Origin of the sequence: Algivirga pacifica (assembly GCF_039543525.1) — a bacterium.
In the GTDB taxonomy this organism is placed as follows: domain Bacteria; phylum Bacteroidota; class Bacteroidia; order Cytophagales; family Flammeovirgaceae; genus Algivirga; species Algivirga pacifica.
This window is the reverse complement of record NZ_BAABJX010000020.1, coordinates 69,920-87,048: the sequence shown is the minus strand read 5'-3', so window position 1 is coordinate 87,048 and position 17,129 is coordinate 69,920. Positions and strand designations below refer to the sequence as shown.

Annotated in this window: 11 protein-coding genes; 8 read left to right on the top strand and 3 right to left on the bottom strand. The window is 39.9% G+C overall.

Annotated elements, in window-relative coordinates; genetic code table 11:
- The first annotated feature begins 191 nt into the window (after window positions 1-191).
- From ABD985_RS05635 to ABD985_RS05615, 5 genes are all read left to right on the top strand, one after another.
- Window positions 192-1,664, top strand: coding sequence for an NADH-quinone oxidoreductase subunit N (locus ABD985_RS05635; protein WP_345369923.1), 1,473 nt, complete (start codon window positions 192-194; stop codon window positions 1,662-1,664).
- Window positions 1,665-1,954: 290 nt separating this feature from the next.
- Window positions 1,955-2,560, top strand: a complete 606-nt coding sequence (locus tag ABD985_RS05630) for a TIGR04282 family arsenosugar biosynthesis glycosyltransferase (protein WP_345369921.1) — start codon at window positions 1,955-1,957, stop codon at window positions 2,558-2,560.
- A 455-nt stretch (window positions 2,561-3,015) separates the two neighbouring features.
- A complete protein-coding gene (locus ABD985_RS05625) occupies window positions 3,016-3,465 on the top strand; it encodes a thioredoxin family protein (protein WP_345369919.1) in 450 nt (149 codons plus the stop codon).
- A 66-nt stretch (window positions 3,466-3,531) separates the two neighbouring features.
- Complete coding sequence (locus ABD985_RS05620) at window positions 3,532-5,673, top strand: carboxy terminal-processing peptidase (protein WP_345369917.1); 2,142 nt, start codon at window positions 3,532-3,534, stop codon at window positions 5,671-5,673.
- A 403-nt stretch (window positions 5,674-6,076) separates the two neighbouring features.
- Window positions 6,077-6,982: a histone deacetylase family protein gene (locus ABD985_RS05615; protein ID WP_345369915.1), complete on the top strand. Its 906-nt coding sequence runs from the start codon at window positions 6,077-6,079 to the stop codon at window positions 6,980-6,982.
- A 172-nt stretch (window positions 6,983-7,154) separates the two neighbouring features.
- Here ABD985_RS05615 and ABD985_RS05610 read toward each other — a convergent pair whose 3' ends face one another.
- Window positions 7,155-7,832 (bottom strand): LOG family protein, encoded by a 678-nt coding sequence (locus ABD985_RS05610; protein WP_345369913.1) that lies wholly within the window; start codon window positions 7,830-7,832, stop codon window positions 7,155-7,157.
- 1,266 nt (window positions 7,833-9,098) lie between these two features.
- A complete protein-coding gene (locus tag ABD985_RS05605) occupies window positions 9,099-12,254 on the bottom strand; it encodes an Ig-like domain-containing protein (protein ID WP_345369911.1) in 3,156 nt (1,051 codons plus the stop codon).
- Between the two features lie 323 nt (window positions 12,255-12,577).
- Here ABD985_RS05605 and ABD985_RS05600 point away from each other — a divergent pair, with 323 nt between their 5' ends.
- Window positions 12,578-13,450, top strand: a complete 873-nt coding sequence (locus ABD985_RS05600; protein WP_345369910.1) for a hypothetical protein — start codon at window positions 12,578-12,580, stop codon at window positions 13,448-13,450.
- A 359-nt stretch (window positions 13,451-13,809) separates the two neighbouring features.
- Here ABD985_RS05600 and ABD985_RS05595 read toward each other — a convergent pair whose 3' ends face one another.
- Complete coding sequence (locus ABD985_RS05595; RefSeq protein ID WP_345369909.1) at window positions 13,810-14,682, bottom strand: Rpn family recombination-promoting nuclease/putative transposase; 873 nt, start codon at window positions 14,680-14,682, stop codon at window positions 13,810-13,812.
- Window positions 14,683-14,834: 152 nt separating this feature from the next.
- On the opposite strand from ABD985_RS05595, the gene ABD985_RS05590 reads away from it, so the two are divergent.
- Both ABD985_RS05590 and ABD985_RS05585 read left to right on the top strand, forming a co-directional pair.
- Window positions 14,835-15,263: a VOC family protein gene (locus ABD985_RS05590; RefSeq protein ID WP_345369907.1), complete on the top strand. Its 429-nt coding sequence runs from the start codon at window positions 14,835-14,837 to the stop codon at window positions 15,261-15,263.
- A gap of 55 nt (window positions 15,264-15,318) precedes the next feature.
- Window positions 15,319-16,959, top strand: coding sequence for a hypothetical protein (locus ABD985_RS05585; RefSeq protein ID WP_345369906.1), 1,641 nt, complete (start codon window positions 15,319-15,321; stop codon window positions 16,957-16,959).
- The last annotated feature ends 170 nt before the right edge of the window (window positions 16,960-17,129 follow it).

Below are 17,129 nucleotides of genomic sequence, written 5' to 3'. Positions count from 1 at the left end.
TCCCTAAGACCTAAAGCGGGTTTGCACTACGCTCTCTACATGCACTATTTCCTTAGGTTGACAGCATCGGGAGCGACTCTACGTGGTCGCCTTTTCCATATAGAGGCCTCATTAAAAGGAGGTATAAAGATGATAATCCTTCATCTATATTAGTAATAAAAATTTTCAACGAATCATCGAATTCACAAGGTATGCTAAAAGAACAGCTGACGGTTATTACGGAGAGTGTGGGAGTATTATTGCCAGAGATAAGTTTATTGGCAATGTTGCTCTTGTTGGTCGTGGCCGATCTTGTTATCGTTAAAAATAAATTAGCCGTACTATCCTTTTTGTTTGTTGTAGGGTTAATAGGAAGTGGGCTAGTTCTTTATAATATGCCCATGGAGGAAGGGCAACACCTGTTCCTGAAAGCGTTGTATGTTGATGGGACGATGCACTTCTATAAGTTTTTATTGTTGCTATCAGGCGTGATTTTATTGGGTTTTCGTTGGTTGGGCAATGATAAAATAGCACAAGCACCTTCTGAGCGAGGTTTGGCACTGTCAGGCGATGGGGAGTTTTTTGTGTTGGTGACAGCAGTATTGTTGGGAGGACATTTTTTATTGATGTCCAACAATCTCTTAATGCTGTTTCTGTCTATAGAGTTGATCTCATTACCTTCTTATTTATTGGTGTTATTCCGTTTTAATAAGCAGGCCGCAGAGGCAGGAACGAAATATTTGCTGTACGGAGCAGTAGCTTCAGGGATTACGATTTATGGAATCTCCTGGCTATACGGTTTGTCTGGTGGAAATATTCACTTTGAAGGACTTGCCGCAGGGATGATGGAGGCTGATGGAATGTATTATATGGGGTTATTCTTCTTGTTGGGAGGAATCTTGTTTAAGCTTTCTGCGGTACCTTTTCATATCTGGGCACCGGATGTTTATCAGGGAGGACCAACCTCTGTGGTAGCTTTTGTCTCAGTAGTGCCTAAGGTGGTGACATTGGCTGTATTGGCGCGTATGTTGGAGATGAGTCGACTGTTGACTTATGAAGGAGTACAAGAAACCATATTGGGTATTGCCCTATTGAGTATTCTTTGGGGAACATTGTCTGCCGTATGGCAGAAATCATCCAAGCGAATGATGGCCTATTCGACCATTGCACATATTGGTTTTATGTTGATTGTGACGACCATCAACGGAGATCTGGCATGGCAGGCATTACGTTTTTATATGGCTATTTATATGTTGGGAAGTTTTGCAGCCTTCTTCTTTATTGATTTGGTAGAGGAAGCCCGTGGAACAGATCATTTTAAAAGCTTTGAAGGAGTAGGGCGCAATATTACTTATATAGGAGCGCTGATGGTGATGGTGATGGTATCCTTGACAGGTTTACCACCTACGGCAGGGTTTACAGCAAAGTTTTTTGTCTTTTCATCCCTTTGGCAAGATTATCAAGTGGACAGTAGTCCTCTAAAAGTAGCTTTGTTATTAGTGGGGTTACTTAGTACGGCTATAGCCCTGTATTTTTATATCAAGATACCTTACCATATGTACTTCCGTAAGGGGGAGGTAGAGGCTACAACTATCCAATGGTCTTTGGGACGTAAGCTTTTCTTTGCGCTCCTTTCTTTACCACTATTGCTGATCTTCTTTATCCCGTCTTTGTTGGTCTTTTAAGGATGAAGGATGAAGGATGAAGGATGAAGGATGAAGGATGAAGGATGAAGGATGAAGGATAAATATCCTTTCTAGGAGTCTAGATTCCTTCCTCCTTCATCCTTTTCCATATAGTACCTATCCGAAACTTTAGAGGTTAATCATTATAGTAGTTGAGATTGAATCTGTAGCATGATACATGGTTATCGTTTATAAACAATAAGCGATAACCGATAAACCACACGTTATTTCGTAGAAAGCGACATGACTAACCTAAAAGTCGATAGTAGCGTCGTGACATTATCAAAATAATGGAGATGTTGAAAAAGGAGCAGTTGATTATTTTCGTGAAAAATCCTATAAAAGGTAAAGTAAAGACTCGATTAGGAGCAACCATAGGAAATGCTAAAGCCGTAGAGGTCTATCGAAAATTATTGGCCTATACCCATAAGGTAACACATGCTTTACAGCTCACCAAAAAGGTCTATTATGGGGACTTTGTTAATCCAGATGATTTATGGGATACCGAGGGGTATGAAAAGCACTTACAAGCTGAGGGAGATCTAGGACAGCGAATGGCATCAGCTTTTCAGGATTGCTTTCGCTCAGGAGCGGAGAAAGTGGTGATCATTGGGAGTGACTTACCCGAATTAACGACTACCATATTAGAAGAAGCTTTTGACGCATTGGAGCAGCAAGAGGTAGTCATTGGCCCAGCTACTGATGGAGGGTACTATCTGTTAGGAATGAGGCAATACGACCCTATACTGTTTGAGGATATCGTATGGAGTACAGATACTGTCTTTTCAACAACCATTCAAAAACTAGAAAAAACACAACGTTCTTATACTTTATTGCCCGTATGTTCTGATTTGGATAGGGAGGAGGATTTGAGGCGTTTTCCGGAGTTTCAATAGAGAAATACTGTTGAATCGTTGAACCGTTGAATTGAGCTTCGCTCGTTGATTCGAGTTGATATGTTGTCTGATTTTTGCTATATCTAATAACAGTTCAACTCGAATCAACGATTCAATACGCCATGTAATGGAGCGAAGCTCAATTCAACGATTCAACAAAGCTGATGGCTTCCTGCTTTCCATACCCACCAAGGACAACGAATATTTGGACCTATCCGCCGATTTTACATAGAAATACTGTTTTTTTCTCCAATAATGTTAAATTACTTTAAGGATTCTCTTTTTTCCTCCTTCAATTGTTCCCTTATTAAGCCAAATACTATATAATGGTCCTTTATAGGAAAAGTACTAAAAACGATGTAAGGAGAAAGTGACGAGTACTCCCTATTGATTGTCCTTGGGGAGTGATCTTCCGTGGATTCGTTCTTTATTTAAATTAACTCATTATTGAAAAAATGAATTATAAGTACCTCTTGGGGGTGTGTATAGCCCTATCCTTATTGTTAACTTCTTATCAGGCTGCAGACAGTATTCAGTGGACTTCCTTTGACAAAGCCATGGAGCAGGCGCAAGCAGAAGATAAAATTGTCTTTGTAGATGTCTATACCGACTGGTGCTATTGGTGCAAGGTGATGGATAAAAACACATTTACAGATACAGAGGTTATAGAGTATATGAATAAGTATTGTGTTTCGGTCAAGTTGAATGCAGAAGCGGAGGAAACGCTAAACTTTAGAGGAGAGGAATATTCTAATCGTGCTTTTGTGAGATCTATAGGGGTGAGGGGGTATCCTTCATTGTTGATTATTTCTCCTGACGGAAAACAGTTGGAAGTCAAGGCAGGGGCACATTCGGCAGAGGAATTGCTAAGCTTATTGCAGAAATACAATAAAAAATACCATTAACAAAAATGCGGAGTGATATTGGGAGACCACTTACTCCATATCATCCATCAAAATAAACATCAGACTATGTCAAAAAGAAAACTCATTTTCGTACCAGCTGTCTTGGTCGTTATATTTGGTTTTATAGGCCTTCAGGATAACATCCTGAATTCCGGTATGAATGCAGATAAGCAGTCTGTGATCAAGGAGCTGCTATATATTACCCTTAGACAAGCACATTTCAATAATATCAATGTAGATGATAAGTTCTCGGAGCAGGCTTTTGATGCTTACATCGAGCGCATGGATCCAAATAAGCGTTATTTTCTGAAAGAAGATATTGAGTTGCTTTCCCAGTACAAGAGAAGTATTGACGATGACCTGAAAGGAGCAAGAAGTCCTCTGTTTGAGGAGTCTCAGCGTATCCTTAAGCAACGTCATGAAGAGGCAGAGCAATATATGGAAGAGGTCGTAAAAGAATCGATGAATTTTTCCAAGGAAGAGCAAGTAGAATTAGATGCTGATAAGATTGATTTTGCAGCTTCCAAAAAAGAATTGAAAGACCGCTGGAGACAGCAAGTAAAGTATGCAACGCTTGTTAGAGTCAACGACAAGATGACAGGGCAGGAGAAGAAGAAAGAGGATGCAAAGAAAAATAAGGAAGAGTTTACCCCTAAGACTTTTGAAGAGATCGAGGTAGAGGCACGAGAAAAAGTAGAGGAGAGCTATAGCAATATGTTTAGCGTATTTGAGAAAATGGATGATGTAGACCGTTTCTCTACGTATGTAAACGCTATTGTGAGTATCTATGGACCACACACAGAATTCTTCCCTCCAGAAAGCAAGGAGAAGTTTGATGAGGAAATGGCAGGTAAGTTTGAAGGAATTGGTGCTCGCTTGCAACAGTCTGGAGACGAAATTAAAGTAGTGCAAATCATTCCGGGAAGTGCTTCATGGAAACAAGGAGAGCTGAAAGAAGGAGATGTTATTCTTAAAGTGGCACAAGGTACAGACGAGCCTGTATCGGTAGAAAGCATGTCGTTGAAAAATGCCGTAAAGCTGATCAAAGGTCCTAAAGGAACAGAAGTACGTCTAAGTGTTCGTAAGCCTGATGGACGTTTGGAAGTAGTGCCAATTATCCGTGATGTCGTAATCATCAAGGAGTCTTATTCTAAATCAGCAGTGATCAAGGATCAGGCAACAGGCAAAAAGTGGGGAGTGATCAACTTGCCAAGTTTCTACGCTGACTTCAATGACCGTAAAGGAAGATCATCCGGAGAGGATGTAGAGCAAGAAATCCTGAAACTGAAAGGACAGAATGTGGATGGAATCATTCTTGACCTAAGAAATAATGGCGGTGGATCTCTAGGAGATGCCGTGAAAATGTCTGGTTTGTTTATCGATAAAGGTCCTATCGTACAGGTACGTGACCGTATGAACTCATCCAGAGTACACGAAGATTTCGCCAAGGGAGCGGTATATGATGGCCCATTGGTGGTGATGGTGAATAAGTTCAGTGCTTCTGCTTCAGAGATCTTGGCAGCCGCTTTACAAGATTATGACCGTGCCGTAATCGTAGGGTCAAATACTTTCGGAAAAGGAACGGTACAACGTTTCATTGATTTGGATCGTTTAGTGAACTCAAGAAAGCAAGAATTTAAGCCTCTTGGAGCAATTAAGCTAACGGTTCAGAAGTTCTATAGAGTAGACGGTGGAGCCACACAGGTAAACGGTGTAAAACCGGATATCCTATTGCCAGATACCTATGCTTACCTTGACGTAGGGGAGAAAGATCTACCAAACGTTATGCCGTGGGATAGAATTGAGCAAGCTAACTATATGGAATGGAACCGTAACGTAGACTTGAAGAAATTGAGAAGCAGCAGTGAGCAGCGTGTTAAAAGCAACCAAGTCTTTCAGATGATTGAGCAAAATGCTTTGCGCATGAAGGAAAACAGCGATATGACCTTGCAATCCTTGAACTATGATAAGTTTGCTTCCAGACAGCAAATGCTGAAAGAGGAGTCGGATAAGTTCAGCAAGCTAGAGAAAGAACACGAAGGACTGGATATCGCCGTAATGCCAAGCCACGTAGCAACCGACGAGCCAGATTCTGTGATCGTTCGTACCGCCAACACCTGGAAAGAGCAGTTGGTGAAGGATGTATACATCAAAGAAGCAACCGATGTGTTGAATGATTGGGTAGAGAGTAGCATTACGAAGAAGTAATTAGCTTTTTTGTTTAATACAGTAGAAAGCCTACTGAGACTGACAGGGTCTTGGTAGGCTTTTTTGTTGAGGCCGCTTACGCGGCTGGTTGAGTGGGCTTCGCCCGTTGAGTAGAGCTTCGCTCTGTTGAGTAATTGTAGAAACTGGTCAGACACTGGTCTTAGGGTCCTCCCTAAGACCCAAAGGCGCTTTCGCCGAGCGTCCACGCTCGGGTGGTAAGAATGAGAAATAGAGGTTAGTGGTAGATTGAATGAACAATCGCCATGATAGCCAGAGATTACATAAATCCGCTTTCCGTACACCTATATCTTTTCCCCCTTCCATAAACATAACTTTCTCCCGATTGGTTAATATTGCATCTGAGTAATATTGTCGAATACATTGATGAACAAACCGACCAGTCATGTTGAAAATCGCCTACGCCCCCCTTTACACACACCCTCTACCGGACGGACACCGCTTCCCTATGATCAAGTACGAACTACTGATTGAGCAATTACTGTATGAAGGAACGATTACCCAAGAAAACATTTTTGAGCCGGAGGAGGTGAAGGAGCAATATATCCTGGATACCCACGATGCAGACTATTGGGATAGGCTGAATGGGCTAGCCTTGGAGCGACACGAGGTGAGGAGAATAGGTTTTCCCTTATCGGATTTGTTGGTGAAGAGGGAGCGAGTGATTAATCAAGGGACGATTATGTGTGCAGAGTATGCCTTGCAGTATGGGGTTTCGTTGAATATTGCAGGGGGAACACATCATGCATTTTCAGATTGCGGAGAGGGCTTTTGTTTATTGAATGATATTGCGATGGCTGCTAATTATCTACTAAAATATAAAGGCTTCAAGCAAATATTGGTGATCGATTTGGATGTACATCAAGGCAATGGTACGGCTAGTATTTTTGAGGGCAATGATCAAGTGTTTACGTTTAGTATGCATGGGGCTCATAATTTTCCTTTAAGGAAAGAAACATCTGATCTTGATATTGGATTGCCCGACGGCACGACTGATGAAGAGTATCTCAAAACGCTTCGTTTTCATTTACCGATGTTACTGGATAAGGTACAGCCTGATTTTGTGTTCTATCAATCTGGTGTTGACGTGCTGGAAACTGATAAGCTAGGACGATTATCCATGAGTATGCAAGGCTGTAAAGAGCGGGACCAAATTGTGTTTGAACACTGTAAGGAGAGAGATCTTCCGGTGTGTGTCAGTATGGGAGGAGGGTATTCCGAAAGAGTTGCCCGAGTGGTAGAAGCCCATGCTAACACATTTCGATTGGCTGAGCGGATTTTTATAGAATAAGTTTTTGTTCATGATGTTTAGTTGAGCTTTGCTCGTTCATAATGTTTAGTTGAATTCATTTTATAGTATTTTGAATTCTTACCTTTAGTAGAGTAGTCCCTTAAAATGCAACTCACGAAACCTTCTAAATAAAACAACTAAACACCATGAACGAGCGAAGCTCAACTAAACATCATGAACAAGCGTAATAACGCTCAATTTCCTCGACGACTTCTTCTGCGCTATCGACCATCTTCACCAATGTCAGGTCAATAGGATTGATATAATTATGTTCCTTCAGTAGTTGCTCCTCCATCCAGGCCAATAGGCCTTTCCAGAAGTCTGTACCCACCAAAAAAACAGGAAAGCGTTCCTTCTTCATGGTCATTACCAAAACATAGATCTCAAAGAGTTCATCCAAAGTACCTACTCCTCCCGGCATGACAATAATACTTTTGGAGTATTTTATGAACATCATCTTACGGATATGGATATACTCAAAGTATAGCAGCTTTCCCTCATCAATATAGTCATTGGCAGGTTGGGGGAAAGGTAAATTAACCTTAAGGCCTACGGAATGGGTTTGAGCCATTTGAGCTCCTACATTGGCTGCTTCCATGGCACCACCGCCTCCTCCGGAAAGGATACCATACCCTGCCTTGCCTATTTGGTAAGCAATGTCTTTTGAGAGGTTGTAGTAGTGACTGTCTTTTTCTGTTCCTCCTGAACCAAAAATAGTAACACAAGGGCCTAAAGGTTCTAATGTTTTCATGCCCTCGTGTAGCTCTTTTGTCGCTTGTTCGCTGGTCATGCGCTGGTCTTCTGAGGAAAAGTGTTTGACGTCTGGGTGATCGTATGGAGAGTTGCTCATGAGTAATACGTTGTTGGTCTAGTTTTTTGAAGGGAAAAGATATTGACTTTTTTGACCTATTAAAAGTTTGAAAGGGAAATACCTATTGTGTCGGCGAATGTTGAGATTAGCTTTTAAAGGATAAAGGATAAAGGATAAAGGATAAAGGATAAAGGATAAAGGATAAAGGATAAAGGATAAAGGATAAAGGATAAAGGATAAAGGATAAAGGATAAAGGATAAAGGATAAAGGATAAAGGAAGGGCGCTCCTTGTGGTCGCCCCGACGTAAGGAAGAAGGATAAACCGTGTTTCAAGATACAGTTACTTGTGGAGGCCATGCAATGTTTATCGCTTACCGTTTAAAAAAGATTGAAAAAATACCCATAGGATATTGTATGTCGTTTAGGGGTAAAATAATTTTGCTCACTGCTCACTGCTCACTGCTCACTGCTCACTGCTCACTGCTCACTGCTCACTGCTCACTGCTCACTGCTCACTGCTCACTGAAACATAAAAGTCTCCAAGATTTTTTGAGCTTTCCTTAGATGAATAAACCCTTCCTTAACACTCCTTCAGAATCGTTGATTCTTGTTAATGAAAATCGAAAACCAATCCTTTTCGGAATTTGTCTTATAGTTGAACATGACAAACAAAAAATAGCACAAAGTAAAGAGCTCGTCTCTTTTCACTTTAATAAGCAAAGCAAACAAATAGAGGTTTAGGACTTAGGTAAACTTCAAAAAGATAATATTCATAGCAAACAGATTTTGAAATAGTTTTTGGGTATAATAATAAGTGGATGATGTGGAACTCCCTTACAGCAATGCGGTAAGGGAGTTTTTTATCTTATTAGTATTGATGACTTATTATTTTGACTCCTTACTGATGAAATGCCTTATCTCAAGATCTTTTTGAGGTGTCTTTAGGTGAATAACTCTTTCTTTAACATTCCTTCAAAATCGTTGATTCTTGTTAATGAAAATCGAAAACCAATCCTTTTCATATTTTGTCTTATAGTTGAACTTGACAAACAAAAGATAAGACAAAACGAAGAAAGAAGAGCTCGTCTCTTTTCACTTTAATAGACATAAATTAAGAATTGAAAGTATAGGTTTTAGGGAACCAAACAAACTTCAAAAGGTATTAAAGACAACTGATTTTTCGAATTAGTTTTTGGGTATAATTATAATAAGTGGATGATGTGAAACTCCCTCGTAGCATTGCAACGAGGGAGTTTTTTTATTGGTTTTTCTTTAAAAAAGAAAGTGTGCTCTTACCGTGATTATTATTTAACAAGACGAACAGTCTTTTTGAGTCCAATACCCTTTGCTTCTGCCAGGTAAACTCCTGCAGGAAGTGTAGCGGTTTCGATCTCTAATGATTGTGTTCCTTTTTTAACCTCAAAAGATTTGTAATACACTTGTTTTCCCTGAAGATTAAATAGACTCACTTCTACACGTCCATCCTGTGGTGCGTCCATTCGCAGGTAAGTTAACTCACCAATTGGATTAGGGTAGAACGCCAAAGAATTACGCCTTGCTGTTACTATACGTGCTGAGCCGCCACTTTGATAAGTCACGAACAGTTCAGCGGCATTGCTGCTAGAACCATTGTAAGATTCTGCCACTCTACGTCCATTTCCTTGGATAATAAAGGCCATATCATAACCACTGTTCCATCCAGATCTGTTCACAATTTCCTGAACAACACTTTTTAGATCAGGCGTTCGTTGCGCACTACCTCTTTGACCTACGGAGTTCCAGGAAGCTGGAGACCAGTTGACGGAAGCAGACGTTTTGCTTCTGGAAGAGATATTGCTTGAACTGCTGCTATATCCAGCGGCATCATTCGTGTCTTCTCCGTAGATTGTTAGGGAACCGCTATCGTTCTTGGTTTCATCACAGGTAAACTGAATATAGGCATTGGTCACAATAGCCCCTTGAGGAATCGAAAGGTTCGTAAAACGAATGCCGACTTTCTGGTTGCCTGCAGTTTGATAAGAGTCATATACTAATTCCAGATCGGAGCTGGTAAGGTACATCGTACCATTTTCAGCTTCTTCAGCATCGTCATTCCCTGTGACTACTTTCTTGTTAATTGTAGTGGTGGTACTGATGGCTTGAAAATTAGCAGTAATGACCTTATTGGTATTCATCGTGATGGTTACAGGATTTTGAGAGCCACTGATATCACCACTCCATCCTGCAAAAGCATACCCACTATTTGGTGTTGCAGTTAAAGTAACATTGCTACCTTCCGTATAAGAAGATTGATTTGGTGTCTTGCTAACGTTGCCATTTGTGGCATTGATGGAGAGTGTATATTCTTCTGGAGCTGGAGGAGGTGTAGTACCTGTGCCCCCCGTAGTGTAGGTAACCACCAATAATGGTGCACTGCCTGCAACGCCGTCATATGACTCTGCTGTTCTTGCTCCATTGCCTTGAATAATAAAGACGGCATCGTTGCCAGAAGACCAGCCATTTCTATCCACCACTTCTTGCAATAAAGCTTTTAGTTCGGGCGTTCGTTGTGCTGTGCCAGCTTGCCCTACGCTATTCCAAGCGGCAGGACTCCAGTTAGCAGATGCAGAGGTTTTGTTTCTAGAAGAAACATTGAAGTTGCTTGTGCCAAAAGCGGCAGCATCGTTTGTGTCTTCCGCATAAATACTTAAAGTCCCATTGCTTCCGCCTGTCTCATCACAAGTGAACTGAATATAAGCCTGATCGATGGTAGCTCCTTGAGGTATAGATAAGTTGGTGAAACGAAGCCCAATCGTTTGGTTGTTCTGGGAGTTATGAGCGTCATAGACTAATTCTATGTCCGAGCTATTCATATACATAGCACCAGACTCACCTTCTTCTACGTCATCATTCCCATTATTCACTCTCACATTAATAGTTTGTTGTACAGTACCTACATTGATATTGATCGCTTCTGAAGTGGTAGTGTTGCCATCGTTATCAGTAGCCTTAGCCGTAAGCGTATATACTCCCTCACTAGGTAGTGTATAGCTTCTGGAGTAAGGGTTTGAGGTATCTGTTCCGACCAATGTATTGTTTACGTAGAACTCCACTTTACTGATAGAGCCGTCGCTATCAGAAGCATTGGCTGATAGGGTGATACTTTGTGGTGAAGCGTAGTAAGTATCATCAGCAGGGGAGGTCATACTTATAGTAGGAGCACTTACATTTTGGTTTTCAATCGTTACGACCGATCCATTGGAAGGATTCCAAATATCCAAGTTAGCAGGAGCAGCAAAGATATTTTGATCATTTACGGTACCTACTTGAGTGGCGTTATCAGTACGAATGGTGCGTAATTCTATGCGTGATTCATCTACGAAAATCCATTTTACCTGATTGAACATCCCACTATTTCTCGTCCAGTTTTTATTATCGTTGTTAGAGCGTAATGGAGCGCCCCAACAGCCTTCTCCTGCGTAAATAGTTCCTCCCTGGTCGTCACGAATAAAGCCTTCATCACTTCCACTTCCAGTGGACGGACGAACTGGCCAAGTGGTTTTCACGGTATGGGCATCACATTCGATGACTAACTTTACTTGGTGCTGATAGAACAGGTTGGCCCAACTGCTATACTGGGTATTCCCTTCTGACTTGCTCCCTACGTGTGGTCGCATTGGTTTATGATACTGAGCAGTCTTCCAAGTAACATTACTGCTCGATGAAAGGTCATTGGACAACCAAGTGGTTTGGTTACCGCTGATAGACATTTCTGTATTTAGGGTATATGTCCTGATTAAGCTGCCGCCAAAGGTAATGGCATAATAAGCATCAGTAGAAGGGGTGTCAAACAGATTATAGATCATACCATTGGAGCTTTCGTGGTTTCCTCTTGCTGCAATGATAGGGATCATACGCCCATCGGTTCCTGTAGTTAATTGCCAATCGTCAAACCAGTTTTGCCATTGGCTATTGCTGCCATTGTCCGTCATATCACCTCCAAATAACACAGCATGTGGACGAAGTTTGGCAACGATACGGTTGGCGTTTTGTCTTGGTGTACGGTTATTTCTAGAGTCTCCCCCTGCAATAAAAGACAACCTTTGATCAGGTGTAGATGGAGCAGTTTTAAACCAAAAACGTTGGCTGCTCCCTTCACTGTCCCTGATCACAAAGTAGTAAGCAGTGTTAGGGATAAGTCCTGTCAAACGAGCAAAATGATTATTCATGCCTGCGTAAGAAGCTGTTCTACTCGGAGTTTTGCTGTTGGTGTAAGCAGCATAGTTGGTGCCCTGGTCTGTTGTGCCGTAATAGACCACTGGATTACTTCCTGAGATTTGGTTCCAGCCTATGGTGATGGTTGTTGCCGGGTTATCTCTTAAGACAAGGCGGTACTTGTCCGTGTTGGCAGTACCTATGCTTGTACCTAGCAAGCATAGGGAAGTCAGGACAATTAAAGTCCTGATAATAGAAGTAAACATACGTTACAGTGAAATTAAAAGTAAATAAAGGTTTTCAATAGAGTATTGTAGAATGCCTGAGGTTCCTCAAAAAATGGGACATCCTATAAGTCTCTTTCTATTGCGAAATAGCACATCAAAGATGACCTGATCATTGTCTCAAAATGACGTTATAATGCTGATTTACTTTTATTCTCGGCTTAACAAAGTGCCCCCATTTTTGCAGAGTTCACGGATGTAACATAATGCTCTTTGTTTCTTATTCATCCATTGACTTTCAGTTGATGTATTGCAAGTAATTTGCCGGCTATTGAATTGATGTTTTCTTTTAAATAACCATAACAATGAACCGCAAAGAGCTTACAGTATCTTGGTTAACAATTTCAGCCTCCTTGTTATTTATAGGGAGAGGGATACAACATATTTTTTGGGATGCTCCCTTTCGTACTTTTTTTTGGGACGAAGCATTACTGAAACCGGTGGTAGAAGGACTATTTCGAGTAAATTGGCATTACTATGTGACTAGCCCGGTGATGGATTCCTGGATTAATGGAATGGTTACAGGGACAGGAGTACTTTATATCATGGCGGCTATCGCTGTTTTCTTTTTGAAAGCAGATCAGCCCTATAAGTATGTAGCCAAAGGTATTGTACTTTTTAGTGGGGTAGGACTTTTTATTCTTGCGGTACTTTATTCCAAGGAAAAGTTTTTTCAACTAGGGCAATTGCTGGAATATTCCGCACAAGTGGGAACACCTTTCCTCTTACTATATATGACACAGAAGGAGCGTAAGTTTCCAGTATTGGTAGCAAAAGGATTAGTAGCCCTTACGTTTGTTTGCCATGGGCTTTATGCAGTAGGATTTTATCCTTTGCCAGGAAGCTTTGTGGACATGACCATTCAGACGTTGCATGTAACGGAGGGGCAAGCAAAGGTATTTTTACATATTGCCGGGGTATTGGATTTTGTCGTGGCTATAGGAATTTTTGTACCTCGGGTTGCTCAAACAATGTTGCTTTATATGGCCTTTTGGGGAGGAGTGACATCTCTGGCAAGAATCACCGGACATTTTCAAGAAGCTTTTCTATTCGATACGATTTCTTACTGGTGTCCACAGATGCTGTTGAGGGTACCTCATGCTCTATTACCTTTGACCCTTTATTGGCATTTAAAACAAAGTGTTGATATCAAAACAGGGAAAGTAGAAATGGCTTGATCAATTACAGAAAGGAAAGTCGTTGTAGGATTACCTAAAGATGAATGCTTCCTTCCTTAACACTCCTTTAAAATCATTGATTCTTGTTCGCAAAATCCGAAAACCAATTGTTTTCGGATTTTGTCTTATAGTTGAACTTGACAAACAAAAGATAAAACAAAACAAAGAAAGAAGAGCTTGTCTCTTTTCACTTTAATAGACATAAATCAAGGATTGAAAGAGTAGGTTTTAGGTAACCAAGCAAACTTCAAAAAGAGATTAAAGACAACTGATATTTCGAATTAGTTTTTGGGTATAATTAAATAAGTGGATGATGTTGAACTCCTTTACGGCAATGCGGTAAAGGAGTTTTTTATAAGCTACAGTTTATCGATGACCTCTTTGCTAAGGCCGGTCAAGAGCATAATGGTCTCTAGAGGTATACCTTCTGCCTTAGCTTTTTTAGCAATTTCTATTTCTCTTGCTTTTTTACCTTCCTCACGACCTTCCTCACGACCTTCCTCTTTAGCTGTATCCAAGCTATTTTTTAAGTCATTATACCGTTTCAAACTTTCTTCGTACATAGTATATTCCTCTTTACTTAGGTTAGCAATCTGGGCTTCTTTCAAAAATTTCTTGAACTGTCTTTCTACTAAACCAACAGGCATTTCTTGTAGTTGGTTTAGATTTTTGAAGAGGTACAGCCACTTTTCGAAATGGTTGGAACATTCATGCCATTCCTTTCCAAATTTAGGCATTTCCAAGTAAATGAAGGTCAATTTATCGTACATGATTTTGCCTTTTCTGAGGTCATACAATTTTCCTTCACTGATAATATCCCTATCTAAGGGGTCAGACTGAGGGAGTCTGAAATCGAGAATAGCAATGGAATAGATGGCTTTCAATTCGTAGTTCCAGTCTCCTTTTTTAGCTTGTTCTTGTATGGGAAAGGTCGAATAGTAAACCATTCGATCCTTGAAGTGATCTTGCTTTGCTTTTTGGATTTCCACTATAAAGCGTTCTCCCCTTTGATTTTCACAATAGATATCATAAACAGAGGTACGGCTTTCTTTATTCTTTCCTTTTTGTTCTTTGTTTAAATAGGTGATGTCTGTGATGAGTCCTTCCTCTTCCCGTAGTAGTGCGTTAAGGAAATCAATAAGTAAATCTTTATTCCTCTCTGTCCCAAAAAGCAGTTTAAAACCGTAGTCGGTGAAAGGGTTAATATAGCGTGGTGAAGATTTCGTTTTCATGGTTATAAGAGGTTGTTGAGTAACCAATTAAGGGAGGAAGAAGGTAATCATATGGACTTGGGGTTAATAAGCCATAATCGTTTGTTGGACAAGAATTACGCTTTACCTATTTTGAAGCAAAATAATTCAATTGAAACTAGAATAAGTTAAAAATGGGAAAGCAGCAGATAAACCCTTTTCATTTGGCATTTAAGGTAAAAGACCTTGAGTCGACCAGAGCTTTTTATATTGATATTTTGGGGTGTCAGGAGGGACGATCTACGGATACATGGGTCGACTTTGACTTTTTTGGACACCAATTATCGGCTCATATTAGTGCGTATATCCCTGACTTAGATTATTGTGGAGTAGTGGCAGGAATTAAAGTGCCTATACCTCATTTCGGATGTATACTTTCTATGGAGGAGTTTGAAACCATACAAAAGCAATTGGAGAAGCATGACATTCCTTTTGTAGTGGCTCCTTATATAAGATATGAAGGAGAGCCGGGAGAGCAGCGTACCATGTTTGTCTTGGATTATAGTGGTAACCCTATAGAGTTCAAGGCTTTTAAGAACATGGAAGAGGTGTTTGCTAGCTAATCTGATATTTAAACCAATAAAACTATTTCAATAATTTTTTTAATAACCTGAATTTATGAGAATACTATTTTTCATCTTTTTTATAGGAACTACCTCTCTTCTAAGTGCACAACAGCATTCTTTTCTTGGGCAATATTTTGATTTAGCTGGACAACCTTTGAGGGGAGATTTTGACGATGCGGTTTATATGCCTGAGCGTATGGCTACACTTACTTATGACTTAAGTAAAAACTACTCATTGGGGAATGTTTATTATGCGAATGGTACTGCTCGAAGTGTGGCAATCAAACCTGTTCAGGATGGGCGAAAAGTCATGGTCAAAGGGAAGAATAGGGCAAGAAGCGTAAGTCCTGATAAAATTCAAAGCTTCTCTGTAGGTCTTGATTCTTTTGTGGTGATGCGTAACTTTTATTTTCACTCTGCAGTAACCGAGAATGTAGGCCAGCAAGAAAGTAGAATATTTGAGGTGGTCAATAATATTGAAGATCTAGATCTTTTGAGGTATATGTTTTCAGGAATAAGACAAGATTACTCCTCTTATTATCTATATAAAAAAGGAGGAATGCTTCAGCTTTTGAGTAAAGATATAGTACAGAGGAAAAGTGAAATCAATGCATTAATTAATGGAGGAATTGAAAGGTATATTCCTAGTAAATATGGTTCAAAGTCCAAGGATATGGATACTTCAAAGTGGTTTAATTTCGTGCGTTACAAGAAGATTTTTGACAATCAATCCAAAATCTTTTTTAATCAATATGGTTATGAAGTGAAGGGTAAAGAGAAAGCTTCACACTATGGTATTATTGATCGATTCGTGAGAAATAGCTATAAAATATCATATTACTCTTTGAGCGGGGATAAAATAAAGACGATTACTTATAAGGATTTATTTCCTCATCAGGTAGGAGGAAAGACAGTCTGGTATAATCAGGAAGGAAAGCTTAGGAAGAGTGTAATGACTACGCAAAATGGAAGTGAATTGCGTCAAAAATATATGATTTATGATAGTGAAGAGGAGCCGATAGAAGTCTTTAACTATACTTGTCAAGTAAAAAAAGGTGATGATGGGATCAATCCATTAGAAAATACACTGGTTAATCAGGTAGCTAAAGGAATCAATTATTATAAGAGTAGAAGCGAAGTACACTTTGTCAATAACCCCTCAAGGCAGGATGTTTATTATGATAGTATTAGAGAACACAAGGTGTTCTATAGTTACCAAAATCAGCAGAAAGGGATTTTTGAAACAACAAAGCTTCAAGAGGTTTACTATTTGAATGAATCGGAGGAAAAAACGTATATGTATATTGATGGGTATCGTCCCAAAATAAGCATGGAGGCCTTATCTGATTTCCTTTCTCAAAGTTTAGCAATTTCCATTACAAATCCTGAGCTAGTTCAGGGGTTTATTTTACTGAAGGTTAATATTCAAAGAGACGGAACAAAGAAGGTCGAATTACTCAAAGGATTAGAACGAAATATAGATTATGTGTTGACGGGTAGCGCGATGCAATACCTTTCTATATTGCCAGACATGACCGTAAAGCGTCAGAAAGAAAAGGTTAATTTTGAGTTTATTCTTCCTATCTATTTAGAGACCAAAGGGTATACGGAACGCGTTTATAAACCTAACTCGAATTGGTATCAGATGATGTATATGCAAAACAGAACACTTCCTCCAACATTCGTGAGATAATAATGGCATGACTATGTAATATTTCACAGCTACTACTATGGGAGGTTAAGAATAGGGTTGAATCCCTTAACACTCCTTCAAAATCATTGATTCTTGTTCGCAAAATCCGAAAACCAATCGTTTTCGGATTTTGTCTTATAGTTGAACTTGACAAACAAAAGATAAGACAA

Coding starts and splice junctions, on each gene's coding strand:
- ABD985_RS05635 (WP_345369923.1), top strand. CDS start 192: ATGCTAAAAGAACAGCTGACGGTTATTACGGAGAGTGTGGGAGTATTA.
- ABD985_RS05630 (WP_345369921.1), top strand. CDS start 1,955: ATGGAGATGTTGAAAAAGGAGCAGTTGATTATTTTCGTGAAAAATCCT.
- ABD985_RS05625 (WP_345369919.1), top strand. CDS start 3,016: ATGAATTATAAGTACCTCTTGGGGGTGTGTATAGCCCTATCCTTATTG.
- ABD985_RS05620 (WP_345369917.1), top strand. CDS start 3,532: ATGTCAAAAAGAAAACTCATTTTCGTACCAGCTGTCTTGGTCGTTATA.
- ABD985_RS05615 (WP_345369915.1), top strand. CDS start 6,077: ATGTTGAAAATCGCCTACGCCCCCCTTTACACACACCCTCTACCGGAC.
- ABD985_RS05610 (WP_345369913.1), bottom strand. CDS start 7,832: ATGAGCAACTCTCCATACGATCACCCAGACGTCAAACACTTTTCCTCA.
- ABD985_RS05605 (WP_345369911.1), bottom strand. CDS start 12,254: ATGTTTACTTCTATTATCAGGACTTTAATTGTCCTGACTTCCCTATGC.
- ABD985_RS05600 (WP_345369910.1), top strand. CDS start 12,578: ATGAACCGCAAAGAGCTTACAGTATCTTGGTTAACAATTTCAGCCTCC.
- ABD985_RS05595 (WP_345369909.1), bottom strand. CDS start 14,682: ATGAAAACGAAATCTTCACCACGCTATATTAACCCTTTCACCGACTAC.
- ABD985_RS05590 (WP_345369907.1), top strand. CDS start 14,835: ATGGGAAAGCAGCAGATAAACCCTTTTCATTTGGCATTTAAGGTAAAA.
- ABD985_RS05585 (WP_345369906.1), top strand. CDS start 15,319: ATGAGAATACTATTTTTCATCTTTTTTATAGGAACTACCTCTCTTCTA.